A 25,552-nucleotide genomic window follows, 5' to 3' on the forward strand; every position below is an offset into this window, starting at 1 on the left:
TTGAAGTTCGTGGATAGATGTTCTACCTGTTGATTATTAAGTGATCTATTTAGTTATGTACTTAAATTTTCCGAAGCATATTAGTAATAAGAGGGTTTAGAAATTTACAAAGGATTTATAGAAAGAGAGTGAATAATGAACACATTAATTCAAGAAATCATAAGTTGGATTCATAATTCGGATAAGAAGCTGATTATTGGGATTTCTGGACACGGAGCTGCCGGAAAGACGACTTTTGCACATATGTTAATGGAAGAGTTAGAGAATGATGTAAACTATCTCAATACTGATCCATACATAGTAAGTTCATCAATACGAAAACACGCGGTAATTGACTATACACATAAGGGAACATTACATCGTTTTAAAATGACAGCATGCCATCCCGCAGCACATCATGTAGCCTCTTTAGAAAGAGATGTACTGATGTTAAAAGCAGGTATGATTCTACTCACAATTGATACACATTATTTAAAAAGTAAAATCCTCTCTTCACAAAACAAATTAACCATTGTAGAAGGTATGAGTGTTGCTTTTGCTAAGCCTGAACTATTTGATCTTTTAATTTATTTTTATACTAATGGTGATACGGAACTTGAGAGAAGATTCGCTCGAGATATAGAGGAAAGAGGAACGGATATCAATTATTTAAAACAATCTCACAATGAGCGACGTATACAGTACGAAGTGTTTATGCATCCATACAGTAAAAATTTCAACATTATTATTAAAAGTTCTAAGGAAAAAATTTATATTGAGGAAAATAAGTTTGATTTTAAGTGGAAATAGTTCATTAAGAAATATAGTGCGTTAATTCAATAGAATTTAACTCAAGATTTGTTGAACTTATTTAATTAATGGGGGTATTAGTTGAATATCGACCTTCATCATTCGGGTGCAGTACCTTCTTAAAAAGAAAAATGCCTTATAAGGGCCTATTGTTTTAACAATCTGTTAAGGTAAGTAACCAAACGACGTTTTGGTAGCATTTAATATACAAATCAATCGTATATTTATAAAATTAAGTGAATTAACTAATTATATAAATGGGAGATAGGAGTTGGTGAAGATGTTAGATAAAATAAAAGGTTCATTAGTTATAGGTAATGTTATATTTAGTGGTTTTGTTGCATTCTTTATTTCTTGGTTTTTTGCAGAGGGGGGAATTGGTGACGCAAATTCTTTTACACCAGAATTCTTTTTAATCTTACTTATGTGGGCAATTGGAGCACTATTGATATGGAAAATATTCGCTAAGTCAAAGTTAGAAAATACTTCTAATTTTAAAATTATATTTAATAACCTATTACTTTGGATAACTATTCCTATCGGATTTATATTCGCACATTTCTTTATATAAGAATATTGGGTACTATTTCATTGGATGAAAATGGTATGTTTTCATTATTAAAGGGATGTTCTAATTTAGTTAAAGGATCAGAGGTAGAAGCGATTATTAAATGGGACAATAAAACTGACATAATACCATTAATATTGATATAAAAATGTAGCGATGCATCAAAAAATGAACAGCAATTACTGTTCATTTATGTTTTTCATATTAATGTGAAAGTCTTCTATGCAGAAAGAAAGAGATTAAAAAGGCAATGATTAAGACGGGAATTGCGTATATTTGGCCGATTAGCAATTTCCAACCTATCGTATTGTATCCATCAGAAGCAGGTAGCATAACAGCAATTATACAAACAATTAAATAAACTAATAATGGAACTATTATTTTTTTCATTTATTCATTCAACTCCTTTATACATTTGTTATATACTTATTTTACAAAACCTACCAAAGTAATTCTACTACGCATAATAGCAGACTATGCGAAAACAGTCTTTTCTTTTTATAAACCCAAACATAAAAACATTAAAGAAGAATCCATTTTGAACAATCTTTTTTCACAATGAATTTTTCTGGATTTTAAACGGAGGAAAGACATGAAATTTTATATTGCATCAAGTTTTACGAATAAGGATAAGGTTAGATATGTTAGTGGAAAATTAAAGAATAATGGATACCAACATACATATGATTGGACAATAAATGAAAGAGCTGCCTCGTTAACTGACTTAAGAGAAATAGGTCAACAAGAGAAGGCGGCTATAATTGATGCTGATTTTATAGTAGTCATACTGCCTGCTGGAAAGGGAAGCCACATAGAACTTGGGATAGCTCTCGGACATGGCAAAAAAATATATCTTTACTCACCGAATGAAGAAGTAAATAATTTTGAAACTACAAGTACATTTTATCATTTACCTGAAGTGGAGATAGTTATTGGAACTATAGATGATTTAATAAATATATTAATAACAAGGTAAATGAGTATTAATATAGATTTGAATGTATCAGATTTTAAATCGATAAAAAATCGTACTTGTAGCTCGAGTACCCTTTATCTTTATTAATTCCGAAAAAAGTAATCTTCCATTAACAAATGGCTGGCTTACATACGAAACAGCGCGATAGTGAGCAGACCATACCTTCAAGGAAAGTTATCATACAAATGTTTTAGGAATGATTCCTTTATGTAATATTTGTAATATATGTAATAATATTATTTTTTTCCCTTAATTTAAACCTTCATTAATTGCTTTATAAGCATTTTTTATCCATTACTATAGGTTATTATCTCCTAACCGTTTTATTCATTTCAGAGGAATACTAGACGCATTTAATACAATGATTTGGGAACTTTCCCCAACGATAGATTAAGAAATTTAATGGTATTTTAAACATAATGTAATAACGAATTAATTCCTTTATATTACAATTAATATTAAATAAGAAGGGGTTAGATGTTAGTTAAAAATAATGAAGATTTATATGAATTACTAGATTCTTTGTTGAGAGAGCCAACAGAATTTTGGAATACATTTTATAAAGATAAAGAAAAAAATGTCCCATTTTTTTGTGATAGACCTGACGAACATTTGGTTAAATATATTGAAAGACAAATTATTAAGCCCCGTAAGGTACTTGAAATTGGCTGTGGGAATGGGCGAAACGCTATTTATCTAGCTCAAAAAGGTTGTACTGTAACCGCTGTAGATTTATCACAACGAGCAATCGATTGGGCAAAAGAGCAAGCAAATGTCAATAAAGTAAACATTCAATTTGTTTGTGAGAATATCTTTAATTTAAATCTGGAATTACAAGAGTTTGATTACATATATGATTCCGGTTGTTTTCATCACCTATCACCACATCGAAGAGTATCTTACATTCAATTTATCAACAAATATTTAAAGAATAATGGTTATTTTTCGATTAGTGCATTTAAAGAAAACGGAAAGTACGGTGGATCATCGCTATCCGATAAACAATATTATATGGATCGAACTTTATACGGTGGTTTGGGATATTCCAAAGAAAAGTTACAAATCCTTTTTTCGGAATTCCAAGAAATTGAGATACGTGATATGCAGCACAATAATTTAAATCACGATGAATTTGGTCTTGAGGATTTTATTGTATGCATTTTTAAAAAAGTATAACTCCAGATTAAATTGCGGGTTTATATAGAAGCGTCCTACAATCGGGTTAGGGGGAAATGAACTGAAGAAAATAAGTAGTTTATGTTTAATGTTCTTCTTAGCAGCGTGTCAATCTGTAACTAGTAGTGCTTATATTGAAGCAGAAGTAGTAGAGGCGTTTCAAAGAAATAAAATGAATTTAATTGAAATACATACCCCAGAAGAAGACATATTTGGTTCTAAATTAAAAGGTGTGAAGCCAGGGGCATATCAGTTAAAAGAAAAGTTGGTTTTTATTTATGAATTCGACACAGCAGCTGATCGTGAGGATGGTAAGAGCGTATTTGTTGAAAAGACGGCTTCTATGAATTTAGTTTCGTACAGTCTATTTGAAAAACAAAATATCTTAATATTTTATGTACATGGAGGAAATTTAAATTCAGATAATCTACTCTTCGAAAAAGAAATACAAGAAGCATTGGATAGTCTTGTCGAAGGTTAATTGGACAACAGGAGAGATGGTATTTTGATTATAATGATAAATGGAGCATTTGGTGTAGGCAAAACTACAATTGCAAATAGGCTCCTGAACGAAATTGAAAATAGTATGTTATATGATCCTGAAGAAATAGGCTATATGTTAAGAAATGTTATTCCGATTGATATAAAAAGGACAGAATCCGCTACAGGAGACTTTCAAGATTTAGATTTATGGAAAGAGTTAACGGTTGATATGGGAAAGAAGTTGATTACTAAATATGAAATCAATTTAATCGTGCCAATGACGATCAGGGAAATAGAATACTTTCACTATATTTACAAAGGGTTTAAAAGTATTGATGAACAAACCTATCATTTTTGTCTCAATGCAAGTAAAGAGACAATATACGAAAGGTTAAGAGAACGTGGAGAGGAAGAAGGCAACTGGTGTTTTCAACAAACCGATAAATGCTTAGCTGCCTACAATCAATACGATTTTGGAGAGTATATAGATACTGAAAAAAATAGTATCGATGAAATTATTCAACATATAAAAGGAAAGTTAAATCTTCTTTAAACTAAAGTATATCTACAATTTTTGAGCGCATTTTTTAATAAGAAATGCGTATTTTTCATTTAAGGTCAAGTGGGTGGAAATTGGCTTTTAAGAGATTACTAGAGGAGGTGTACTATTGCTGCCAATTCGAATTGAAGAGATTCCAAGAGAAATACAGGAATACCTTAACAAGATTAATTCCATAAGTTTCCCGCGACAAGGACATAGTTCCAATGTTGGTTTAATTGAAAATAATCAAGAGATCTATGCACTCAAGAGGACAAAGGGAGAGTTAAATTGTGCTTTACTAAATCGAGAGGTGACAGTACTTAACTGTTTGACTCAAAAAACAAAATTACCTATCCCAAAGGTGAAGAGTTTCGTTGAACAAGTATCCGAAAAGGAATCTTGGGCTCTTATTGAGTTTCTAGAAGGGGAAACTGTTAGAGCCGCTTTATATAACGAAAAAAGTAAGGGAAAACGACACGAAATAATATATAACTTTGGTAATATTTTGTGGCAAATTCATTCAACACCTTGTCCTTCTGAACTAATAAGTGAACGTCCTTGGCTAGATGAGAAGCTATGCCAGGCAGAACTTAATTTAAAAAAATATCATGTGGATGGTACTGGAGAATTATTGGGAAAAATTAAATCTTTTAAACCGAAAGAATGCCCTCAAACACTCATACACGGAGATTTTACGATCGATAATGTTTTAGTCAAGAACGGAGTAATTACAGGCGTAATAGACTGGGGTGGTGGTGCATACGGAGACCCAAGATATGACGTATCTTTAGCTATTCGTCCGAAACCCAATGCCTTTGAGGATGAGATAGATAAACAAATATTCTTTGAGGGCTATGGGGGCAAAATCATTGATGATAATGAGTACGATTATTTTGTAAACGGGTTATATGAGTTCTTCTAAGTAAATGTTTGAAAAGACTCTTCAAATTGGATATTACAATCAGGATAAACGCTAAGTTAGTCTATCGTAAAGGAAGGTGTTAATTTGGAAATTTTATATCTGGTAGGGGCTATATTGTTCTCGATCTTATGGTTTACTAATTTGGTTCAGCTCTTAGAAAAATTACATCAAGGGAAAAATATACATAATCAAAAAATTTTAGGCTGTGTTTGGAGTGCTTGCTTAACTATATTTATAATTATTTCCGCATCTATAGTTTTCTAACTCCTTGAGTTAACAGGATAGCAAATTAAGGGAGAAGATGGAACCATGTACTTACAATTCATGTCTATATTAGAAATGAAAGTATAATGGTTTGGAGGCATCATGATGTGGTTATTAATAGGTCTTATTGCAATCGTAGCAACTTTTTTAAACCTGTATATGTTTATAAAAGGTAAAGATTACAAACTTGCGATGGCCATGGGATTATCATTTACAGCGTTGACCCTTTGTACAGAATACAGCCTAGTTTCATATTGGATAAAAAACGAAGATTGGCCAGCTTTATGGGAAGTACCCAATTTTGAGAAGGTGCTATGGTTTTTAACAACTGTTTCTATATTACTAAATATAGCACCGATATTTTTTGAGCGAAAAAGGCAGTAGCAAACAGCGTTTTCCACTATTTAAAGACCAATAAGAAAATATGTAATGGATTGCATAAAAAGATTTTAAATAATTTCTTTTTATGCTATTTTTTTACGCAAATAACTGGAGACCAAAATCCATCCTTCTTTATCACCACTTCATCTACTTTATCGAAGTTTTCAAAGCACTTCTCAATAATTAGCTCATTTGCGTGATGATTCTTATAAATTTGGTTAAACAGTACACCGCCAATAGTTAGAATAAGAATGCTTCCAACTATTGCAATAGCCATATTAAATTTATTTTTATTCAAGGAACCCTTCTCCTTTCTTATAATTCAATTTTAACATTTTCAAGTAAATTATAAAATAAGAGTAATTAATCCTGTATACGGGTTTTGGAACAAACCTAGCGAAGTATTACGTTGAGAAGACTGGTATAGAAGGTTAATAGTAGTATTTTGTAGAATTTAATATTGTCAAAAAAAATTATTTGAGGAGTTAAAAAAGGCATGGTTAATGTTGAAGGTTTCGAAGTCAAAATTGCAGCAATTGAAGATAGTAGCGTAATAATAAATATGTTAAAGCATTTAGCTCAATGGATGAAGGAGCATGATATAAATCAATGGCAGTATTTATTGGATGGTGGTGATGATGAAGAGATCAAGCAAGCTATAGTCAATCAAGAAACGTACATCGTATTGAAGGATAAGGAGATAATCGCAACTTTTTCATTATCATCTAAACAAAGTGATTGGGATAGACAATTATGGGGGAGTGACACTACTTTATCCTCGCTTTATTTGCATAGACTTGCAATAATTCCTGCTTATATGAATAAAGGTATTGGTAAAAGTATTTTAATGTGGATACAAGAATATGTGAGTGATAAGGAATTGCTTAAGTTAGATTGTGTTGCGGCTAATGTTAAATTAAATAATTATTATGTAGGCAATGGGTTTGAATTTATTGGTGTTACGGATGGACATAGTAAATATCAGAAATTGATAAAAAAATAAGAATATCTTCTATTAATTCGGTTATTGGAAAAGCGTACATTATAAAATTAAGTAAATTTAGGATAGTACGGGGAGGATCTACTATGGGGATTGATTTTCATAATGAAAAAAGCCGTAATACTTATACAACTAGAAAAGCAGATGATTCATGGGTTAATGTAATAACGGACTTGGTACCATTGGATAATATCTCTAAGGCGTTGGATATAGGATGTGGTGGGGGTATTTATTCAAAGGCATTAGCTGAAATGGAAGTAGCTTCTGTCACAGGGGTTGATTTTTCCGAAGAAATACTTAAAGGTGCGAGGGAGAATTGCAAAGAATATCCGAATATATCATTTAAGCATGGTAATGCGCTGAATACCGGCTTAGAAAGTAATGATTACAACCTAATTCTTGAAAGAGCGTTAATACATCATATCAATAATTTGCAGAACTGTTTTGAAGAGGCCTATCGACTATTAGAAAACAAAGGAATCTATATTGTTCAAGATCGTACACCTGAAGACTGCTTATTAAATGGGAATGAACATCATATTAGAGGATATTTCTTTGAGCGATTTCCACAATTGATCGAGAAAGAGACAAAGCGCAGATACGATAGCGAATTTGTATTAAAAACGCTTTCGGAGGTTGGGTTTAAAGAGATTCAAGAAGTTAAGCTTTGGGAAACAAGAAAAGTTCATAAAAATAAAGAGGATTTATTAAACGACCTGGGTGAGAGAACAGGAAGAAGTATTTTGCACGAATTAGATGATGACGAATTAAGTGCATTGATTTCTTATATAGATAAAGCCATTACAAATGAAAAAAATATAGTGGAAAAAGATCGTTGGACAATTTGGAAAGCTGTTAAATAATTTATTGAAAATGGTCGATCATTGGCAAAAACGATAGTTATATTACCTTTTTTATAAATCTGGTATAAAAAGTTTGAGGAAGCCCATGCGTTGGATTTCCTCTTTACGTCGTTTTGCAGTTAGTAGCTACAATGAAACATTTCCTAATGTCCTATCCAATCGATTTAGCGATTTCCTTTTTGTATTTAAAGTACATATTTAAAGAAACTAAGCCGAAAATTAGCATTAGCCATGGCGAGCCGAATCTTGTAATGGCGAAAGGTGTCTCGAAAAAGAAGGCACTCCAGAAGTCAAAGCCATTTTTATCCCACAACCCTGGTGTATAATAAGCATCTTTAAGACTGGTAAATTGCGCTGAGTTTTGGAATACGCAAAATGTAATAAAAAGGGCGAAGCATGCGTATGCACCGTAGATTTTGCTAAGACGCTGAAAATAATACTTTATTGAGGAATGATCGGAAAAGAGGGAATCGTCTTTATTTGTTGGGTTTAACCAATACTGTAAAGTCGAGAAACATGAGCCTCCTACATGCACCCAGCCAAAATCCTCAAAAAATGTTTTGTATTCCTGAAATTTTTGTTCAGATTCGAATGATTGGCAATCTAATCGGAAAATTTGTTCTTTGTTTGATGTTTTTTCAAATGTGTACAGATTAAAGGCATTTACACGTTTTAATTGCCATCCTTTTTGAAGCATCATGTTTAACCACTGTTCTTCTTTTTGAACATTCGAAAATAGTTTAAGCCTTCTCATTATTAAACCCTCCCTCGTAAAGTGAAAGAATATGCATGAAACGTCTTTTTTCAATTTCTAAAATCTCTAAGCCTTCATCTGTAATACGATAAACTTTTCTTCGCGGGTCGTCTGAAGGAACGAGAATAATCCAGTTGTACTTCAATAAATTTTCAATTGCACCATACAGAGTACCGGCAGCAATCCTTACTTCTCCATTACTCATCGTTTCGACCTCTTGCATAATTGCGTATCCATGCAATGGACTTCTCAACGCAAGTAATATATAGTGCATTGTTTCTGTTAATGGTAATAGCTTATGTCTTTTCATTACAGCGCTCCTTGCAAACAAAAATACAGTTAAACTTAATGTTATTATATACAGTCGAACTATACATTTCAACTGTATATATGGATAAATTAAAGGAGTGCATGCTCTTCAGTGAACAAGCATCGTACCGGAACTGGTGAAAGATAGTTGTAGTTAAAATTTAAAGTTTGCGAAACGAACCGTAATCTGGACAGTAAAAGAATTGGTAGAATAGCATCCTTTTCATTGAAACATCTGGTATCTAAAGGAATTCTACAAGAAATATGGTATTATTTTGGTAAATGCAAGATGGGCAGGTTATTTGAATCATCACATGTTGAGGAAGGAGGGGGAATATGGGGAGTTTTAATACTTTTAAAGACAAACGTTACTGGATCCTATTGATGCCATTCCTAATCACTATGGTCTTATACGTTTATTTTACCCCTAAGAATGTTCTTGAAAAATCGTATGTTTCAACACTTTCAATTCTTATTTTTCCGACATTATTTTGGTATACATACCATATTTGTAAATGTTTTGGAGATAAAAAGAAGCGGGATAGTATAGATGAACGTGGTGACTTATGACGTGTGTGATTTTTATTAGTAAAACTTTTTTATTGTAAACATCAATTAGCCCCCAACTTATTTTAGATGGGGGCATGCTGCTATTGCCGCTTTTTCGTTTTCTTATTGTTCAGTCTCTCTGCAGCTGTTAAGGGTTCGTTTGCAAGTTCGTGATCAAGCTCCTTTGATAAATTCTTTCGTACTGCTTGCTCATCGCTAGTGCTGCGATTGCTTTTATTGTTATTACTCATCATATACACCTCCATGATGTTAGTTTGCCACGTGGTGCTATGAGTATGCATTTCAGTTAAACGTACAACAACGCTGCATTATATATTTAAAATTTTAAAATAATAGTCTTCGTGAAATAGTTTAACAAACAAAGCCAGCTATTGGAGGAATTTATTTGAATAAAGGAAAGGTTGGGGTAACTCTAGGGGTTTTTTCTCAATTACCGGTAATCGTTAGTATTATTTATTTCTTTTCTGTACGAGGACCGGAAGCTGATATTTATCGTATCATTACGGTGTTAACCGTTTTATCATTTATTGGTCTTATAACTGCTGGATTCTCGTCATGGATATCGAAGGGGCGCATGTGCAAATTATTAATCGGGTTGATAGGAATCATCGCAAATCTGGCCGTTTTAGCTGTTGCATTTCTTTTATTATTAGCCATGGGAATTAGCGAACCATAATAATTTTTAATTGAAGAGAGAATTACTATTATGAATTATGGAGGCATCATAATGTGGTTAGCAATAGGTATTATTGCAATAGTAGCAACTTTTATAAATCTGTATATGTATATGACAGGTAAAGATTACAAACTTGCGATGGCAATAGGGTTATCATTTACAGCATTAACACTTTGTGCAGAATACAGTCTTGTAGCGGATTGGGTGGAAGTGAAAGATTGGGCAGCGTTAGAAGATGTAGTACCCACTATGGAAAGGGCATTATGGTTTTTGACGATTGTTTCAATCTTTCTCAATATTGCACCTATCCTTTTAGAACGAAAGCGTAAGAAATAAATTACTTATTGTTGCATATTGCTTTTATGAGGTTTAGCGCGATCTTACAGCCAGATGGTTAAATGAATGGGCGTTTACTAAGAAACGAGGGAATGTATTTGAAAAGGTTATTTACTTTAATGTTAGTTGCTGGCATCATTTTAGCAGCTTGTCATTCTTCACAGTTGAGCATTCATGAATTGGAAACTGTTCCTGTTAAGGTTCAAGATGTCATCAACTCTGATTCTACCCTGCAAATGATTACTAGTGGAGAAAAGAACACCTACATTGTTTTCCACTCAACAGAAGAAGTTTCAGTTGAGCTTGAAGTGACAGAGAATATATTAAATATAAAATTTAATACAACCAATCGTGGTAATACTGAGTTGAAACAGTATGTTTATCAATTACATGGTGAGGATTCAGAACATGATACAATTAATGTGCTAGTTAACGGGGAAAATGCGCCTTTTGATGGTGGTATGACGATTTTATAAAATATTTATTGGTAATTTTTTGCTTAAGATCTATAGCGATGAAAAAACAGTTTTCCTATCATAAAGGAAAACTGTTTTTTGAGTTTTTATAACTATTAATTTTACAAATCAGCACACAGTACAAAACTATTCAGCGAAAGGGGAGGCTTTGCTTGCTCATTCATTAAATAGGCATAACTATGAATCAATGACTGAATTTTGGTCGGAACCTCCGGGAATTCATTTAGCAAATAATTGCTATAGTCGATTTCCCAAAGCCCGTCCTGCAAATAGCTGGCATCGACGGTTTGTTCAAAATTGATCGAAAAGCCTTCACTATGCATAAGTTCCTTTATTTGCGTTTTATGAAAGAGATTCTGGATATTCCCATCATTTTCTGTAAAAGCTGTATAAAGCAACGCAATATTGGCTGCGCAAAAATGAGCACGCTGGGACTCTAATGTATAATCGATGTCCCACTCAGCAAAACAGATCCGGTCAGCGACTTGCTTGATTTTTTGCAAGTAATTCTTTAACAGTTCGATACTTTCGAAATACCATGAGCAATGGGATAGAACGACGATATCAAATTTTTCGGCGAACGCCATTTGCAAAAAGTCCGTTTCAAAGTGGAAGTCGATTCGCTGTCCTAAAGGCGATTGTGAAATAGTTTCCGCTGCTTCGCCTAATGTAATTGGTGCACCGTATTCAGGAGATGCGATATCGATTGCAACAATATGTCCTGTTTCTCCGACGGCATCCGCCAGTACTACTGTAGTATCACCCTGACCGCACCCGATTTCCAGTACCTTCATGCCTTTTTTTACTTGAAAGGTTTTTACCAGTTCAATACGATGTGTTAATTGTGTACGTTGGATTGTATCGTCTCCGATGATTTTCATGCACTTTAATAAATGTTCCAATGTTTTCAGCTCCAATAATGATTGATTATTGAGCCTTTTTCAGCTCAATATTATTTCTGAACGTTCAACCATTTCTCTAACATCAATTCATCGACTCCTTTTCAATAATTCTATTAAAACATTATGATGAGTCAGTGGACAATAGTTATTTAAAAATAAGGGCAAAATTAATATTTAAGGGGTTTACAACGGAATATTTTATTAAATTCTCTTAAAAACCGAACGTTTATGTTAAATTAAAATAAAATATTCGTTTTATGGTTGACAACGTTTTCATTGTTTTGTAAAGTAACAGATGTCGAATGATTATTATAAAAAACACGAAAAATGTTCGTATTTAGGAGTGTAGTGAAATGATAGATACAGTTTTTGATTATGAAGATATTCAATTAATCCCTGCAAAGTGCATAGTGAAAAGTCGTACAGAATGCGATGCAACCGTTACTTTGGGAAATCATACATTTAAACTTCCGGTAGTTCCGGCAAATATGCAAACAATTATTGATGAGCAATTAGCAGAAAAATTAGCTGCACAAGGCTATTTCTATATTATGCACCGTTTCCAGCCTGAAAAGCGTGCGCAATTTATTCGCGATATGCAAAGTAAGGGATATATTGCCTCAATTTCTGTTGGTGTAAAAGATGAGGAATATACATTTATCGAAGAACTGAAAGATGCTCAGCTTGTACCGGACTATATTACGATCGATATCGCACATGGTCATTCAAACCAAGTCATCGAAATGATCGGCCATATTAAAAAACATTTACCAAACAGCTTTGTGATTGCAGGAAATGTCGGTACACCAGAAGCAGTTCGTGACCTTGAAAATGCTGGAGCTGATGCGACAAAAGTCGGGATTGGTCCAGGTAAAGTATGTATTACGAAAATTAAAACTGGCTTTGGTACAGGTGGCTGGCAGTTAGCGGCACTTCGCTGGTGTGCAAAAGCGGCTTCAAAACCGATTATCGCGGACGGCGGTATTCGTACACATGGCGACATTGCAAAATCAGTGCGTTTCGGTGCATCAATGGTAATGATCGGTTCACTATTTGCAGGTCATGAAGAATCACCAGGTCAAACAGTGGAAATCGACGGCAAACAAGTGAAAGAATACTTTGGTTCTGCATCGGAATTCCAAAAAGGCGAGCGCAAAAACGTAGAAGGCAAAAAAATGTACGTTGACTCAAAAGGTTCGATTTTCGATACATTAACTGAAATGGAACAAGATCTACAGTCATCAATCTCATATGCTGGCGGCAAAACGCTATCGGCGATTCGTAATGTAGATTATGCAATTGTTAAAAATTCGATTTTCAATGGTGATAAAATTTAATTTTCTTCAGTGCGCTAAATGAAGTTAGCCCTAATGGTTGCCAATGATTCGGTTACTTTGTGTGAGCGCAAAGCCGAATAGAGAGGCCAATACATGAGTATGTAATTTTTAAATTTTCTGATAATAAGGGTTGACATTTTATTTCATTGCCGGTAAACTTCATTTCAAGGTAATATCTAGGCAATGATTGGAAGCAGTAAATAGCTTGTATACTTTTAGAGAGCCAGTGGGTGGTGCAAACTGGCAGATACAACTGTTGAACTCGTCCATGAGCTACGACCTGAAATTAGAGTAGGGAAGTCGGAAGTCTCCGTTAAAAGACTGGCAAAAGATTTGTCGTTAAGTGGAATGTTTCAGCAATGGACATTCAATTTAGAGTGGTACCGCGAGTTTAACCTCGTCTCTATGGAATTTTTCATAGAGGCGAGTTTTTTTATTTTTATTTACTGTTTAAAAATCAATTTGAGAAGAAAAGGGGAAATGAAAATGAGCAGAAAAATTTGGGTTTTTGATACAACATTACGTGATGGTGAGCAAGTGCCTGGGGCTAAACTGAATTTATATGAAAAAGTGGAAATTGCCCAGCAGTTAAAAAAGCTCGGTGTTGATATTATTGAAGCCGGATTCCCAGCGTCTTCACAAGGTGATTTTGATGCGGTAAAAGCTGTGGCGCAAAAGGTCGGCCATAATTCGAATATGATGATTACGGCACTTGCTCGTGCTGTAAAAGATGACATTGATTCTGTTTACAATGCAGTCAAATATGCAAATAATCCGATGATTCATATGGTTCTAGGGACATCCGATATTCATGTGGAGAAAAAGTTCAGTAAATCGAAGGACCAGATTCTGCAAATCGGTGTAGACGCAGTGAAATATGCGAAAACGTTACTGCCGCAAGTACAATATTCAACAGAGGATGCATCCCGCTCTGATTTTGAATATCTTTGGAAAACGATTGAAGCGGTTATGAAAGCCGGAGCTACGATGATTAACGTACCGGATACAGTCGGGTACGCAGAGCCGGAACTATGGGGTGAAATGATTGCCAAGCTGAATGATCGAATGAAAAACCTGGATGATTCTGTGCTGCTTTCAGTTCACTGCCACAACGATTTAGGGATGGCTACTGCCAATACATTAGCAGCGATCAAAAACGGTGCAGATAAAGTAGAAGTGACAATGAACGGTATTGGCGAACGTGCCGGAAACGCGGCATTAGAAGAAGTGGTTATGGCAATTAAAACACGTGGGGACGTTTACGATGTGTTCACAGATATTAATACAAAGGAAATAATGAATACATCTCGCTTAGTGTCGAGCTTTATGGGACTGGATGTCCAAGTAAACAAAGCGATTACAGGTGACAATGCTTTCGCCCATTCATCAGGTATTCACCAGGATGGCTTACTGAAATCACGTGATGCTTATGAAATCGTTCATCCGGAAGATGTAGGCCTTGATGATATGGAACTTGTATTAACAGCACGCTCTGGTCGTCATGCAGTAAAAAATGCACTGTCTAAATTAGGCTTTGATGATTTTGCGGAAGAAGAGTTTGAAGGCATTTTTGAAAGCTTCCTAAAGCTGGCTGATTCGAAAAAAGAAGTTTATAATCATGATTTATATGTCATCGTTGAAAACTACTATGAAAAAACAGAAAAGAACAATCCGAATAAAGAATCATATTCTGACCAGTTTTATGATATTGAAGATTTACAGATTATTTCAAACGCTTCTTTCCCGTCTGCCAGCGTAAAAATCCGCCGCGGAGAAGATATTTTCAAATCAAGTGCGGTCGGCTCCGGTCCGATTGATGCCCTTTACTCAGCTATTGCGGATGTTACTGGAATCAAGGTAAAGCTTGTTGAGTACAATATCAGCTCCGTATCACGCGGCCAAGAAGCATTAGGGAAAGTTAAAATCATTATCGAATACGGCGGGGAAAACTATATCGCAAAAGCAGCAGATACTGATATTTTAAAAGCTTCTGCAATGGCTTACATTAATGCGGTAAACAGCGTTATCGTAGCAAAAATCGCCCCGCAACCCGTTACGACGACAGCTACAGTTTAATTAAACAGGTAAAAGTGAAAAGGATTTAAAAATTAGAGGCAGTTCGAATTTTACGACAAGTAAAGTTTGGACTGCTTTTTAGTTGATTATTATTCTTAGACTGCAATACCAACTGACTTTATGCAAAAGAAAAAGGTAGTGCCATTTGAAATTTCAAATGGCACTACCTTATCAAACTATTATTATTTATTAAACTGTTCCATTAAAAGACGATAGCTGTTCAGACGTTGATCGATCGTATATAAGTTACAGTTGATCATTGCTTCATCAAAGCCATAATATGCCTGTTCTTCTCGAATCTGATTTGCAATATCCTCAGCAGAACCGATCAGCATAAGCGGACGATTTTGCTCCAAAATCATTTTATCCATCTCAGTTAGCGGATAGTCATTTGCTTCTTCAGGAGAAAGTACGCTTAGGAGCTTACCGCGCATTAAGTTCAGGCGGGTAATTTGCATCGGCATCGATAAGTATTCCGCTTCTTCCGCTGTCTCAGCTACACTTATAGCATAAGTTGTAATAATTTGCGGTTGTTCCATAAAGTATGATGGCTGGAAACTGTTACGGTACGCATCAAAAATTCCTTTTGACATTTGTCCATTGAAGAACTGGGCAAAGGAATAGCCAACACCGGCTTCGCCGGCTTTTTTCGCGCTTTGTCCGCTTGATCCAAGCAGCCAGCTTTGTGGTAGTTGAACTTTAAATGGAACTGCTACGACATTATCATAAACAGCTTCACCAGTACGCTGTTCATTCATTAAACGTAAAATGACTTCAAGTTTATCATATTGTTCTGTCAGATCCGGTCTGCGTCCACTGGCAAGTGCGGTCATTGCCGGCATATCCCCGCCAGGAGCACGGCCTGCACCGAAATCAATACGTCCTGGTGCAAGTGCTGCCAATGTTTTAAATACTTCTGCCACTTTAAATGGAGAATAATGCATCATCATAATGCCGCCCGTTCCGACACGGATGCGTTCTGTTTTCGCAGCTATATAAGCAGCGGTTACTTCAGGCGCAGAGCTGGCAAGGGAAGTCGTGTTATGGTGTTCTGCAAACCAGATTCGTTCATAACCTTGCTCATCACCAAGTTGGGCAAGCTTCACTGCATTAGCAAGTGCTTCTGTTGATGTCATGCCTTTGGAAATGGGTACTTGATCTAATATACTAAGTTTCATTGAAATTCACCTCAACTGTTCGTTACAGTTTACGATAACGAATTGGACGCGAAATGTAAAATTATTGGCCTCTCGTATAGGCTTTAATGATCGCAAGACGTTCGCGAATACGGGATTTTGTATTGATGACTTTCGGGGTAGGGGCTGCTACGACATCCGCCTTTAAACCGAGCTTGCGGGCAAGAATTGTTGCACGTTTCAAGTGAAAATCATTTGAAATAATCGTGATGCTCGCGGTATTATCGGGCAATAGTTTTTTTGCGAACAACAGATTTTCATAAGTCGTTGTAGACTGATCTTCCAGTGAGATTCTATTTTCAGCAACCCCATGTTTGATTAAATAGTCAGCCATGACCGACGCTTCCGTACGATCCTCATCAGCACCCTGGCCACCTGTAACAATCGCTTTTACAGTGGGATATTTTTTCAAATAATCCACTGCCGCATCTAACCGGTTTTTTAAAGACTGGGAAGGGATGCCGCCTGGTTTCACTTTTGCTCCTAAAATGACAACATATTCATTTGAACCATCTGCCTCATTTTTTAACACAGCATTCATTTCATGGTCGAGCCAGTAGAAAATTAACACGAGTATAATTAGAATAAATAATAGTGCAAAAATAATTCTTTTCAAAAAAATCCCCCCTTTATATAGTATACGGTGCATAAAGGGGGAATGTTTCGCTATTGCGGAACAATTATGAAATTGCCTCTTTTTCTTTTCGAATGACTCTTCGCTGTTGTCGCACTTGTATAGATAAGTAATTGATATAGCGAATTAAAACGTAAAATACAATAATTGCCGAGAATGTTAACTGAAAATAAAAATACGTTTCCAGCCAACTCGTCGACAACCCATTTTGTTCAAAATAATGAATGACACCATTAGTTGCTGTAGCAGAAATGACTAATGGGAATGTAAAGGCCGCATAGCTCGGATAAAAGGGAAGCTGCAATGCGCTGGGTAATTTCGACAATACTAAAAGATACAAGATTTGCGCGACGATGAATAATGTCAAAACAATACCGAATCGACTTTCAAACTGCTGGAAGTAAGCGGCTAAACTTATCGAAGCGGGCGCGGCTAAAATTGTTAGCATCGGGATCGTCGGCTCCGGCAAATCCTTTCTTACAAAACCGCGCAAAATAAGAATCGGCACTAAAACAATTAAGGCACATACCGCAAAAATCACGATGGCTTTTGTGAAGATTCCTGAAAGATCACTCGCCGTTAATGGCATAACAGCTGTCCCGACAAACATGATTAGCCAGCTTGGATAAATATCGGAAATCGTGATCCGTTTTTTCCAAATAAATGTTCGAACAAAATAAAAAATAATAAACACTTGAGTCGTCGCAGCCAAAATCCAGATCATATGTATAACGAATTCATGTACACCGTAATAGTGCAACCCGCTGCTTATTGATAAAGTCCCCATCGTAAAAGTGGGGGATACCGATGCAATGATCGGGTTTTGCATTTCTGTAAGGATACTGGAAAACGCAAAGATTAGTTTGCCAATGATTAATAGAAATAAAAAGATTCCTATAAAAAAACAGACATGACCGAAAGCGGTTTGGCCCATACTTAAAAATAAATTTCCCAATGAAACCAATCCGAGCATCAGCCCACTGATCGGAATTGGGACTACTTGAAATAAATTTCTCATAATGGCCTCCAAAATATAACAACAATGTGCACAATCTATGAAAATATTCATAAAATGTACACATTGCTTCTAGTACCTCTATTCTACTGCGTAATTTTTAATCCGACAACCGCAATAATAATAAACGAAATAAACAGAATTCGTTTCCAGTCTTTTGATTCATTATAGAGGAACATTCCGACTAGGGTACCGCCAACCGTACCAATTCCTGTCCATACAGCATAGGCAACCCCCATCGGCAATTCTTTCATTGCCATTGAAAGGAGAGAGAAACTAATAATAAAGGAGCCGATCAGAAACGAATAGGAGCCTAGGGACTTTTTCTGGGCAACTTTGTTCATTCCGATGACACCGCCGACTTCAAAAAGTCCGGCAAAAATTAAATATACCCAAGCCATTATGCATCCCTCGTTTCTTCCGGTTCATTGGAAATGAGTTTCAACCCAATAACACCGATTAATAATAATCCAATGAAACCGATTTTCGTTAAGCTAAACGGCTCGTTGAAAATGACCGTTTCCGCAATGACCGTACCGGCAGTACCGATCCCTGTAAAGACCGCATAAACGGTAGCGACAGGCAATTTCTCCGTTGCGATGATTAAAATATAAAACGATAAAACGATCAATGCGGCAACACCGACCCAAAGCCACAATGAGTTTGCATATTTCAGTCCCATTGCCCAAACAATCTCAATGATGCCTGCCAATAGGACGAGTATCCAGTATTTTGTCATGATGTGTACACCTCAGCTCTTAATTCCTCTGTAAAATATTGTCCATCCAGCCTGCAGGCGCTTTTCGCAACGTTCACTGCCACCATAAAGCATTTCGACATAAAGACTATCAAGTAATGCCAAAAAACCGATTGCTGCATCGTTCGCCGAAACGGAAAGTGTTTGTGCTTTTAAATAATCCGTGAAAAGCCTTTCCAATTCGTCCAAATAAATATACGTTTGCTCACTTAACTGTTGCTCCAGATGCTGGGGCATTAAGAAAATCGAGCGCATGAAAAATTTAGTTTCGGCTATAGTTTCAAAGCGCTCCTGAAAAGACTGCAGAAATGGCAGCAATACTTTCTCGACAGGAAGTTGTTGGTGTTTAGCGATAAATTCTTTTGCAAACAACAGCTCAGCCTCCATTGCCTGTTTCGAAATCGTTAAGTAAAGAGCATCTTTACTTTTAAAATACGTATAAATTGATTGTTTACGTATTCCTACTTCTTCTGCGATTTGGGCCAACGATCCACCGCTGTATCCGTGTTCGCTGAAATTAAGCAGAGCGGCCTGTATAATTTTCTCTTTTGTCACATGATCACCTTCCTGACGTTCGTAAGGTAAATGTAACAAAAATTCATTGTGATTGCAAGCGCGTTATATTACAGTTGGTAAAAAGAGGTGAGGACATGGAACGTTGCAGTTGGGTGAAGCTGGATGAACCTATCTATGTGAAATATCATGACGAAGAGTGGGGCGTACCCGTTTATGATGACCGGAAACTGTTCGAAATGCTCTGTCTGGAAGGGGCACAGGCAGGCTTAAGCTGGCTTACTATTTTAAAAAGAAGAGAAGGCTATTTGGATGCTTTTGATCAGTTCGATGCGGAAAAGATAGTACAATATGATGAAGAGAAACTTGAAGCATTAAGAAATGACGAACGCATTATCCGCAATCGGTTGAAAATTAAAAGTGTTGTGACGAATGCCGAAAGTTTCTTGGCCATTCAAAAACAATACGGGTCCTTTTCAAACTATATTTGGTCATTTGTCGACGGCAAGCCAATGATTAATTCGTGGGAATCATTCGGACAAGTACCCGTTACAACAGAAATAAGTGACCGGATGAGCAAGCAACTGAAAAAAGACGGCTTTAAATTCGTCGGCAGCACGATCTGCTATTCCTATATGCAGGCGGTTGGCATGGTGAACGACCATACAGCAAATTGCCACTGTTATAAAAGGTAATAGAGGAGGCGGGCTTCAACAGGAAACGAATGCGGAGTTTCTAACCCCAGTTTTTAGAAATAATCGATTTGAGGATTATATACTTGAAAGTGAGGATTAACAAAAAAGAATTGGGGATTATGCAAAAGCAAGTGAGGATTATATAGCCCGAAGTGAGGATTATTTTGCCGGAACTGAGGATTATATTTAATTTAACCAGATAACTTTTAAAATAGGCTGTAGCAGAAGTTTAAGGTACATTCGGTTCTGCAGATATTAAAACAGCCTTTTTACTTTTCTTGACTTCGTAATTAAAAAAATATTCTTTCTCTACTTCAAAAGAATAATCATTAGTTTTGGGAATAACGATTTCTTTTGTTTCTCCACCCCAATTTCGAATGATAATCGAATTCACCTTAATTTCCTTCACAGTAGCAAACTCTGCAACTACAGTATTGCTGCAACCAAACCAAATAATAACAGGAACAATGAGTAATAAAATTAGTTTTTTCATAATTATCTCCTTATAATCTACTCATTCAAATTAAAACTAAAAATTTTGAAAAAGGATAAAAGTTATTACAATTGCAGATAAAGTTCCTGCGGATGTTAAAGTGATCATTTTTCGTCGGTTAACCTCATTTAAAGGTTTTACAGCTTCTTTAGATACAGCAATCCATATCACCATCGAAATTATGGCTAATACTGTTAATGCCTCATTGGTCATAATTAGTTCCTCCATAGGAAGTCTAGTTTTTAATTGCGTCTTCTACATATGCCAAAAAATTATCATAGTTAGAATTGCCCTCAAAGTATTGCTTCACTTCATAGATTGGACACAATACGTGATCCAATTTTTTAGAATAAAGAACAGATTCATCGCCTACACTCAATACATAACTATTTAAATGTACGGTATTTTCTTTTATCGAGTTAAAATCAAACCAGCGATATTGCCCGTCTTTGTGATTTTTAATTACTTCGCCTAAATAGGAACCAATACGTGTGATGAAATTTTCTGAATGCTCTTTTAAAAGCTGCTGTCCAAATTCTGTATGGATTAACCGTTCAGCATACTCATTAACGAGACGAACACTATCTATTGAAAAATCCAAATTAGCTTTCGTTAAATGTTCCTGATCCCATTGATCTGGTGAAACATCTTTAAATAACAATTCCGCATTAGATTTCTTACCATTTTTAATTAGTTTAGGCTTTAAGAAAAACACAGTTCCCACCTCATCGTGAATTTGACATGTTGACCCCAATTATATCAGATATACATAAAAAAAAGACAAAACATATTAGTCGCTCTAAAAATGTTTTGTCTTTTCTCTGTTTAGTTTTCCCTTACTTCACAAGCATTGCAGGGCATTGAACGCGCTTCATCACTTTATGCGACACGCTGCCTAATACCATTTCTTGCAGACTGTTTAACCCGCGGCTGCCGATTACGACCAAATCCACATTTTGTGTGTTGGCATATTTGATGATTTCAGGTCCTGGTGAGCCATGAATGATTTCCACTTTATAGCGAACTTGATGCTCGTTGAACAATTCCTCAATTGGCACAAGCTTTCGACGGCGTTCCATGTATAGACTTTCATTGGAACTTGAATGAAGTACATCCGTTTTTGCTTTTTCCATATCAATAATAAAAATGATCGTCACCAATGTTTCGGCATGTACTTGTGCTATTTTTAAAGCTTCTTTTGCAGCACGTATCGAGTTTTGCGAACCATCAGCGGCCAGTAAAATATGTTGATACATACGCCACCTCCTAATCGATTAATGTCATACCGGTTAACTTCTTCAACAGCTGTTTACTTGATTCATCAATATTCAAGTAGGTTACTTCTATATTTTTCGCTTTCAGCTGGTCCTTTACCTTCATTAAAGCACCGATTGCCGAATCATCCCACACTTTACATTGTGAAAAGTCGATTTCAATGGAAGAATGATCATTTTGAACCGATTTGAAATGGTCGATAAAGCCTTCCGTAGAAGCGAAGAATAGTTGCCCTTTGACAAAGTATGTTTTCCCTTGTTGTGAAATACTTACCCGTGAAATTTCGTTGACGAAAAACAGCGCACTGACAATAATACCGGCTACAACACCTAACGCTAAGTTATGTGTATACAGGACAACCGCGATTGTCAGAAGCATAACAAATACATCTTTTTTCGGTGCTGTCACAGCGTATTTGAATGATTGCCAGTCGAATTGAGTAATACATACAACAACCATTACACCGGCCAGCACCGGCATAGGTATTTGAACAACATAATCACCTAAAAAGAGAATTAAAAACATTAAAAACACACCGGCTACAAAAGTGGAAAGTCGGCCGCGTGCACCTGATTTTACGTTAATGACAGACTGGCCGATCATTGCACAGCCGGCCATACCACCGAAGAAACCGTTAATCACATTGGCGATTCCTTGTCCGCGTGCTTCTTTGTTTTTATCGCTCTCAGAAGCCGTCATATCATCCAAAATAGAAGCGGTCAGTAATGATTCGACTAGTCCGACAACAGCCAAAGCAAGTGAATACGGCAAAATAATCATCAACGTTTCTAAGTTAAACGGAATATCAGGTATTAAAAATGATGGCAGCGATTGTGTAATCGTGCCCATATCTCCAACCGTATTTAAATTGAAGCCTGAATAAATGGCTACTGCCGATAAAATTACAACAGCAATAAGAGGGGCAGGGATACCTTTAATGACAAAAGGAATTGCGTAAATAAGAGCAATTGTCGCTAAAAGAAACGCCCATGTGACGATATCGCCACCGATAAAGTGAGGTGTTTGGGCGATGAATACCAAAATCGCCAATGAGTTTACAAAGCCGATCATGACCGCATTCGGAATAAACTTCATCAGGCGTGCAATTTTCAGCATCCCAAATATGATTTGAATGATACCAGTTAAAATTGTTGCAGCGAGTAAATACTGCAATCCATGGTCTTTTACAAGTGAAACGATCACAAGTGCCATCGCTCCTGTTGCAGCGGAAATCATCGCAGGTCGACCACCGACAAAGCTGATTGTTACAGCGATGACAAGTGAGGCATAGAGACCGACCATCGGATCTACACCGGCTAAAATAGAAAAAGCAATTGCTTCAGGGATGAGGGCCAGTGCGACAACAAGTCCTGCCAGCACATCTGAGCGTACATTCCCAAACCATTGCTCACGGATATTGTACATATATTGTGTAGCTCCTTTTAAATATTCTTCTACTATAATAGCATGCATACAATGTCGAGCAATAGCAACATTATGATGAAATTTAATTTACTCAAGAAAATTTCCATGTGTTAATACCTACTCATCGTTTTGTCGATTAAGTATGAGGAACCAATTATTTCGTTTTTCGTAATTACTTGTCCGTGTTGAAATCACTGCGTTTATAATAGAATAATAATCGTTTGTAAAGGAGTGACCCGTATGACTGAGCGATTCAGCGAACAGCTAAACAACTTTGATGAACATAATCCGTTGGAACAATTAATAGAACGGCTAAAACCTTTGCATAGTATTCTGTCTCAAAATAGTTATGTAAAAGATACGACTACCCGTTTAAAAAGGATTATTGATGATGCGGACAGTCAGCCAATCGTCCTCTTTATCGGAAAAGAGCGGGTTGGGAAAACGACAGTAATCAATAGTTTAATCGGCAGAAACCTGCTGGAAGACCGGCCTTCAGAACCAACGAGGACAAATACATTTTTGAAATACGGTGATGAGGAATATATAAAAGCTGTTTTTCTGAACGGTATGGAAGTAATATTTGATATTGCCAACCTCTCGCTATTTACTATTTCAAATTCAGAAAGTGCGCAAATAATTCGTAAGCATCTGGATTATTTGGAAGTGTATATAACGTGTGAGTTATTAAAGAAAGTGACCATTGTCGACTCGGTAGCGCTGGAAACAGGCGCAAACAATACGGCCTACTTTTCACCGGCGCTATTACAGCGTTGTGATGAAGTATTCTGGGTGTTACAAGCGGGTTCGCCTGCAACAGAAGCAGAAGTGAATTTTATCGAGCAACTGAACAAGACGGGGATAACGGCCCATTTAGTCGTAAACGGGATTGATCGGGTAGATGGGGAAGTGGAAGCCTTTCTTGAAGTGGAGAAAGAACGTTACGGCTACTATATTGGGGAGGATGTACCAGTTTCTGCTTTACAGGCACAAGAAGCCCGTAAGACGAACAGTACACAGCTGCTCATTGATTCCCGAATAACACAGCTGTCACAACTCATGTTCCAGTTAATTGATAACAAGCAGAAGAAGACACGCCATACGACGGAGCGGTTTTTACAATGGCTGGAACGATTGCGAGTAGAAATGAATACAATTCCGGCAAGAGAACCGTATGTATCGGCGTTTGAATATATCGTACAGCATCAAGGCAATCTTCATATTGATGCCGCTCAATTACAACAGGATAAAGCGCTCATTACTTCCTTTGAAAAACAATATGAAACGGTCAGTAAAGTGTTCAAAGAAGTACAAACGCTTTTTCAGCTGTTGCAGACACTGGAGAGCTATTCCTATCTACATGACCCCGTCGTGGACATGTATGAGGAAACGGCAGCGCTTTATCAAAAAAATGTACGTGATTACCGAAAATTGCATGTAGATTACATGATGGAATATGGCCAACTGGAGAAGTTATTCAAAAAGCAAACCGGGATGTCGCTTGCATTTCCATTGGAAGAGAGTGAACTTTCGTCGATAGTATCCGAGCAAATTCAAACATTGAATAGAATCCGCATAGAATGTGAACAGAAATTGATATCTATTAAAAAATACGAACAATTTATCCTGGAAAAACTGGATTCAGTCCAAGCCCGGCTAAACGATCTGACAAAAAAGCAACTGACAACAATACGTAATCAGGTGAAAGAACTGGAAGCCCAACAAATTCGCGAACGGTCCAAAATGATATCATATACGAATAAACTGGCGGAATTCAGCTGTATGGCCGAAGCACAAAACTTTCTTAAAGCTGCGATAGAGCCCCTTTTATTGGAAAGAGTGCTGCCGATTAAAAAGCAGGAAGAAGCATACATCCGACAGACGGTTGAACATATTATGACGGTAGATTATTCATATGAAGCACCAGCAGTAGCAGACTCGGGTGAACTGCTGGCACTGCTGAATTTGAAAGAAAAATACCCCCTGTTTGAGTTGCGGTTATCCGTAGAAGATATTGTATCGGACATTCCGGAATTACCGGGAATAATCGAAATCTAAAAAAGCGGCTGCGCGGAAATTCATCCCTTGCAGCTATTTGCATGTAACACTCCCTCTGCGATTTCCTTACAAACAATAGCTTTGCAATACAA

General features: G+C 36.3%; 34 protein-coding genes and 1 other annotated feature. Of the genes, 17 read left to right on the plus strand and 17 right to left on the minus strand.

Annotated features, from left to right (window positions below; all coding sequences use genetic code 11):
- Positions 1-135 precede the first annotated feature (135 nt).
- The gene (locus MHH37_RS09230) at positions 136-789 is read left to right on the plus strand and encodes a phosphoribulokinase (protein WP_342576004.1); all 654 of its coding nucleotides are present in this window, start codon (positions 136-138) and stop codon (positions 787-789) included.
- A gap of 280 nt (positions 790-1,069) precedes the next feature.
- Positions 1,070-1,360: a hypothetical protein gene (locus MHH37_RS09235; RefSeq protein WP_342576006.1), complete on the plus strand. Its 291-nt coding sequence runs from the start codon at positions 1,070-1,072 to the stop codon at positions 1,358-1,360.
- Between the two features lie 201 nt (positions 1,361-1,561).
- Here the strand turns inward: MHH37_RS09235 and MHH37_RS09240 are convergent, their stop codons facing one another.
- Positions 1,562-1,747 carry a DUF4017 family protein gene (locus MHH37_RS09240; RefSeq protein WP_087617321.1) on the minus strand — a complete coding sequence of 62 codons (186 nt, stop codon included), beginning with the start codon at positions 1,745-1,747 and terminating at the stop codon, positions 1,562-1,564.
- Positions 1,748-1,949: 202 nt separating this feature from the next.
- On the opposite strand from MHH37_RS09240, the gene MHH37_RS09245 reads away from it, so the two are divergent.
- From MHH37_RS09245 to MHH37_RS09270, 6 genes are all read left to right on the plus strand, one after another.
- Entirely contained in the window at positions 1,950-2,333 is a 384-nt protein-coding gene (locus tag MHH37_RS09245) for a nucleoside 2-deoxyribosyltransferase (protein WP_342576007.1), read from the plus strand.
- 477 nt (positions 2,334-2,810) lie between these two features.
- Entirely contained in the window at positions 2,811-3,509 is a 699-nt protein-coding gene (locus MHH37_RS09250; protein WP_342576008.1) for a class I SAM-dependent methyltransferase, read from the plus strand.
- 88 nt (positions 3,510-3,597) lie between these two features.
- Complete coding sequence (locus MHH37_RS09255; RefSeq protein ID WP_342576010.1) at positions 3,598-3,990, plus strand: hypothetical protein; 393 nt, start codon at positions 3,598-3,600, stop codon at positions 3,988-3,990.
- 33 nt (positions 3,991-4,023) lie between these two features.
- On the plus strand, positions 4,024-4,545 hold the full coding sequence (locus MHH37_RS09260) for an AAA family ATPase (protein WP_342576235.1): 522 nt from the start codon (positions 4,024-4,026) through the stop codon (positions 4,543-4,545).
- 115 nt (positions 4,546-4,660) lie between these two features.
- Positions 4,661-5,455: an aminoglycoside phosphotransferase family protein gene (locus MHH37_RS09265; RefSeq protein ID WP_342576012.1), complete on the plus strand. Its 795-nt coding sequence runs from the start codon at positions 4,661-4,663 to the stop codon at positions 5,453-5,455.
- Between the two features lie 369 nt (positions 5,456-5,824).
- Positions 5,825-6,103, plus strand: coding sequence for a hypothetical protein (locus tag MHH37_RS09270; protein ID WP_342576014.1), 279 nt, complete (start codon positions 5,825-5,827; stop codon positions 6,101-6,103).
- Between the two features lie 85 nt (positions 6,104-6,188).
- Here the strand turns inward: MHH37_RS09270 and MHH37_RS09275 are convergent, their stop codons facing one another.
- A complete protein-coding gene (locus tag MHH37_RS09275) occupies positions 6,189-6,398 on the minus strand; it encodes a hypothetical protein (RefSeq protein ID WP_342576016.1) in 210 nt (69 codons plus the stop codon).
- A gap of 198 nt (positions 6,399-6,596) precedes the next feature.
- Here MHH37_RS09275 and MHH37_RS09280 point away from each other — a divergent pair, with 198 nt between their 5' ends.
- Together MHH37_RS09280 and MHH37_RS09285 are read left to right on the plus strand one after the other, a co-directional pair.
- Complete coding sequence (locus MHH37_RS09280) at positions 6,597-7,103, plus strand: GNAT family N-acetyltransferase (protein ID WP_342576017.1); 507 nt, start codon at positions 6,597-6,599, stop codon at positions 7,101-7,103.
- A gap of 83 nt (positions 7,104-7,186) precedes the next feature.
- Positions 7,187-7,963 (plus strand): class I SAM-dependent methyltransferase, encoded by a 777-nt coding sequence (locus tag MHH37_RS09285; protein ID WP_342576019.1) that lies wholly within the window; start codon positions 7,187-7,189, stop codon positions 7,961-7,963.
- A 151-nt stretch (positions 7,964-8,114) separates the two neighbouring features.
- On the opposite strand, the gene MHH37_RS09290 is transcribed toward MHH37_RS09285, so the two are convergent.
- The 3 genes from MHH37_RS09290 to sspO all read right to left on the minus strand — a co-directional run bounded on the left by MHH37_RS09290 (position 8,115) and on the right by sspO (position 9,826).
- Positions 8,115-8,717, minus strand: coding sequence for a DUF2812 domain-containing protein (locus tag MHH37_RS09290; RefSeq protein WP_342576021.1), 603 nt, complete (start codon positions 8,715-8,717; stop codon positions 8,115-8,117).
- Positions 8,704-9,027 (minus strand): PadR family transcriptional regulator, encoded by a 324-nt coding sequence (locus MHH37_RS09295; protein WP_342576022.1) that lies wholly within the window; start codon positions 9,025-9,027, stop codon positions 8,704-8,706. Before MHH37_RS09295 ends, MHH37_RS09290 begins: the two co-directional genes overlap by 14 nt.
- Positions 9,028-9,676: 649 nt before the next feature.
- Entirely contained in the window at positions 9,677-9,826 is a 150-nt protein-coding gene (gene sspO, locus MHH37_RS09300; protein WP_039967210.1) for a small acid-soluble spore protein O, read from the minus strand.
- 155 nt (positions 9,827-9,981) lie between these two features.
- Here sspO and MHH37_RS09305 point away from each other — a divergent pair, with 155 nt between their 5' ends.
- The 3 genes from MHH37_RS09305 (at position 9,982) to MHH37_RS09315 (ending at position 11,084) form a co-directional block, all read left to right on the plus strand.
- Positions 9,982-10,272, plus strand: coding sequence for a hypothetical protein (locus MHH37_RS09305; RefSeq protein WP_342576024.1), 291 nt, complete (start codon positions 9,982-9,984; stop codon positions 10,270-10,272).
- A 51-nt stretch (positions 10,273-10,323) separates the two neighbouring features.
- Positions 10,324-10,608, plus strand: coding sequence for a hypothetical protein (locus tag MHH37_RS09310; protein ID WP_339264469.1), 285 nt, complete (start codon positions 10,324-10,326; stop codon positions 10,606-10,608).
- A gap of 92 nt (positions 10,609-10,700) precedes the next feature.
- The gene (locus MHH37_RS09315; RefSeq protein ID WP_342576236.1) at positions 10,701-11,084 is read left to right on the plus strand and encodes a peptidylprolyl isomerase; all 384 of its coding nucleotides are present in this window, start codon (positions 10,701-10,703) and stop codon (positions 11,082-11,084) included.
- 101 nt (positions 11,085-11,185) lie between these two features.
- Here MHH37_RS09315 and MHH37_RS09320 read toward each other — a convergent pair whose 3' ends face one another.
- Complete coding sequence (locus MHH37_RS09320) at positions 11,186-11,986, minus strand: class I SAM-dependent methyltransferase (RefSeq protein WP_342576026.1); 801 nt, start codon at positions 11,984-11,986, stop codon at positions 11,186-11,188.
- 356 nt (positions 11,987-12,342) lie between these two features.
- On the opposite strand from MHH37_RS09320, the gene guaC reads away from it, so the two are divergent.
- Both guaC and MHH37_RS09330 read left to right on the plus strand, forming a co-directional pair.
- On the plus strand, positions 12,343-13,323 hold the full coding sequence (guaC, locus tag MHH37_RS09325; protein WP_039967217.1) for a GMP reductase: 981 nt from the start codon (positions 12,343-12,345) through the stop codon (positions 13,321-13,323).
- A 174-nt stretch (positions 13,324-13,497) separates the two neighbouring features.
- Positions 13,498-13,731, plus strand: a binding site (T-box leader).
- Between the two features lie 78 nt (positions 13,732-13,809).
- Positions 13,810-15,399, plus strand: coding sequence for a 2-isopropylmalate synthase (locus MHH37_RS09330; protein ID WP_342576027.1), 1,590 nt, complete (start codon positions 13,810-13,812; stop codon positions 15,397-15,399).
- A 182-nt stretch (positions 15,400-15,581) separates the two neighbouring features.
- Here the strand turns inward: MHH37_RS09330 and MHH37_RS09335 are convergent, their stop codons facing one another.
- From MHH37_RS09335 to MHH37_RS09360, 6 genes are all read right to left on the minus strand, one after another.
- Positions 15,582-16,577, minus strand: coding sequence for an LLM class flavin-dependent oxidoreductase (locus MHH37_RS09335; RefSeq protein ID WP_342576028.1), 996 nt, complete (start codon positions 16,575-16,577; stop codon positions 15,582-15,584).
- 61 nt (positions 16,578-16,638) lie between these two features.
- Positions 16,639-17,211, minus strand: a complete 573-nt coding sequence (locus tag MHH37_RS09340) for a YdcF family protein (RefSeq protein ID WP_342576030.1) — start codon at positions 17,209-17,211, stop codon at positions 16,639-16,641.
- A 64-nt stretch (positions 17,212-17,275) separates the two neighbouring features.
- The gene (locus MHH37_RS09345) at positions 17,276-18,247 is read right to left on the minus strand and encodes a TDT family transporter (protein ID WP_342576032.1); all 972 of its coding nucleotides are present in this window, start codon (positions 18,245-18,247) and stop codon (positions 17,276-17,278) included.
- 83 nt (positions 18,248-18,330) lie between these two features.
- Positions 18,331-18,645, minus strand: a complete 315-nt coding sequence (locus MHH37_RS09350) for a multidrug efflux SMR transporter (protein ID WP_342576034.1) — start codon at positions 18,643-18,645, stop codon at positions 18,331-18,333.
- Positions 18,645-18,983: a multidrug efflux SMR transporter gene (locus tag MHH37_RS09355; protein ID WP_014823929.1), complete on the minus strand. Its 339-nt coding sequence runs from the start codon at positions 18,981-18,983 to the stop codon at positions 18,645-18,647. The genes MHH37_RS09350 and MHH37_RS09355 overlap by 1 nt, the downstream gene beginning before the upstream one ends.
- A 12-nt stretch (positions 18,984-18,995) precedes the next feature.
- On the minus strand, positions 18,996-19,556 hold the full coding sequence (locus MHH37_RS09360) for a TetR/AcrR family transcriptional regulator (protein WP_339264476.1): 561 nt from the start codon (positions 19,554-19,556) through the stop codon (positions 18,996-18,998).
- Positions 19,557-19,651: 95 nt separating this feature from the next.
- On the opposite strand from MHH37_RS09360, the gene MHH37_RS09365 reads away from it, so the two are divergent.
- Entirely contained in the window at positions 19,652-20,209 is a 558-nt protein-coding gene (locus MHH37_RS09365; protein ID WP_342576036.1) for a DNA-3-methyladenine glycosylase I, read from the plus strand.
- A 229-nt stretch (positions 20,210-20,438) separates the two neighbouring features.
- Here the strand turns inward: MHH37_RS09365 and MHH37_RS09370 are convergent, their stop codons facing one another.
- The 5 genes from MHH37_RS09370 to MHH37_RS09390 all read right to left on the minus strand — a co-directional run bounded on the left by MHH37_RS09370 (position 20,439) and on the right by MHH37_RS09390 (position 23,402).
- Positions 20,439-20,702, minus strand: coding sequence for a glycosyl transferase (locus MHH37_RS09370; protein ID WP_342576037.1), 264 nt, complete (start codon positions 20,700-20,702; stop codon positions 20,439-20,441).
- 36 nt (positions 20,703-20,738) lie between these two features.
- Positions 20,739-20,915 carry a hypothetical protein gene (locus MHH37_RS09375; protein WP_342576038.1) on the minus strand — a complete coding sequence of 59 codons (177 nt, stop codon included), beginning with the start codon at positions 20,913-20,915 and terminating at the stop codon, positions 20,739-20,741.
- Between the two features lie 22 nt (positions 20,916-20,937).
- Positions 20,938-21,417, minus strand: coding sequence for a hypothetical protein (locus MHH37_RS09380; RefSeq protein WP_342576039.1), 480 nt, complete (start codon positions 21,415-21,417; stop codon positions 20,938-20,940).
- A gap of 121 nt (positions 21,418-21,538) precedes the next feature.
- Positions 21,539-21,958 carry a universal stress protein gene (locus MHH37_RS09385; RefSeq protein ID WP_008407126.1) on the minus strand — a complete coding sequence of 140 codons (420 nt, stop codon included), beginning with the start codon at positions 21,956-21,958 and terminating at the stop codon, positions 21,539-21,541.
- 10 nt (positions 21,959-21,968) lie between these two features.
- On the minus strand, positions 21,969-23,402 hold the full coding sequence (locus MHH37_RS09390; RefSeq protein WP_342576040.1) for a SulP family inorganic anion transporter: 1,434 nt from the start codon (positions 23,400-23,402) through the stop codon (positions 21,969-21,971).
- A gap of 240 nt (positions 23,403-23,642) precedes the next feature.
- Here MHH37_RS09390 and MHH37_RS09395 point away from each other — a divergent pair, with 240 nt between their 5' ends.
- Positions 23,643-25,460 carry a dynamin family protein gene (locus tag MHH37_RS09395; protein WP_342576041.1) on the plus strand — a complete coding sequence of 606 codons (1,818 nt, stop codon included), beginning with the start codon at positions 23,643-23,645 and terminating at the stop codon, positions 25,458-25,460.
- Positions 25,461-25,552: the final 92 nt, after the last annotated feature.

The organism is Solibacillus sp. FSL K6-1781 (assembly GCF_038630735.1).
Taxonomy (GTDB): Bacteria; Bacillota; Bacilli; order Bacillales_A; family Planococcaceae; genus Solibacillus; species Solibacillus silvestris.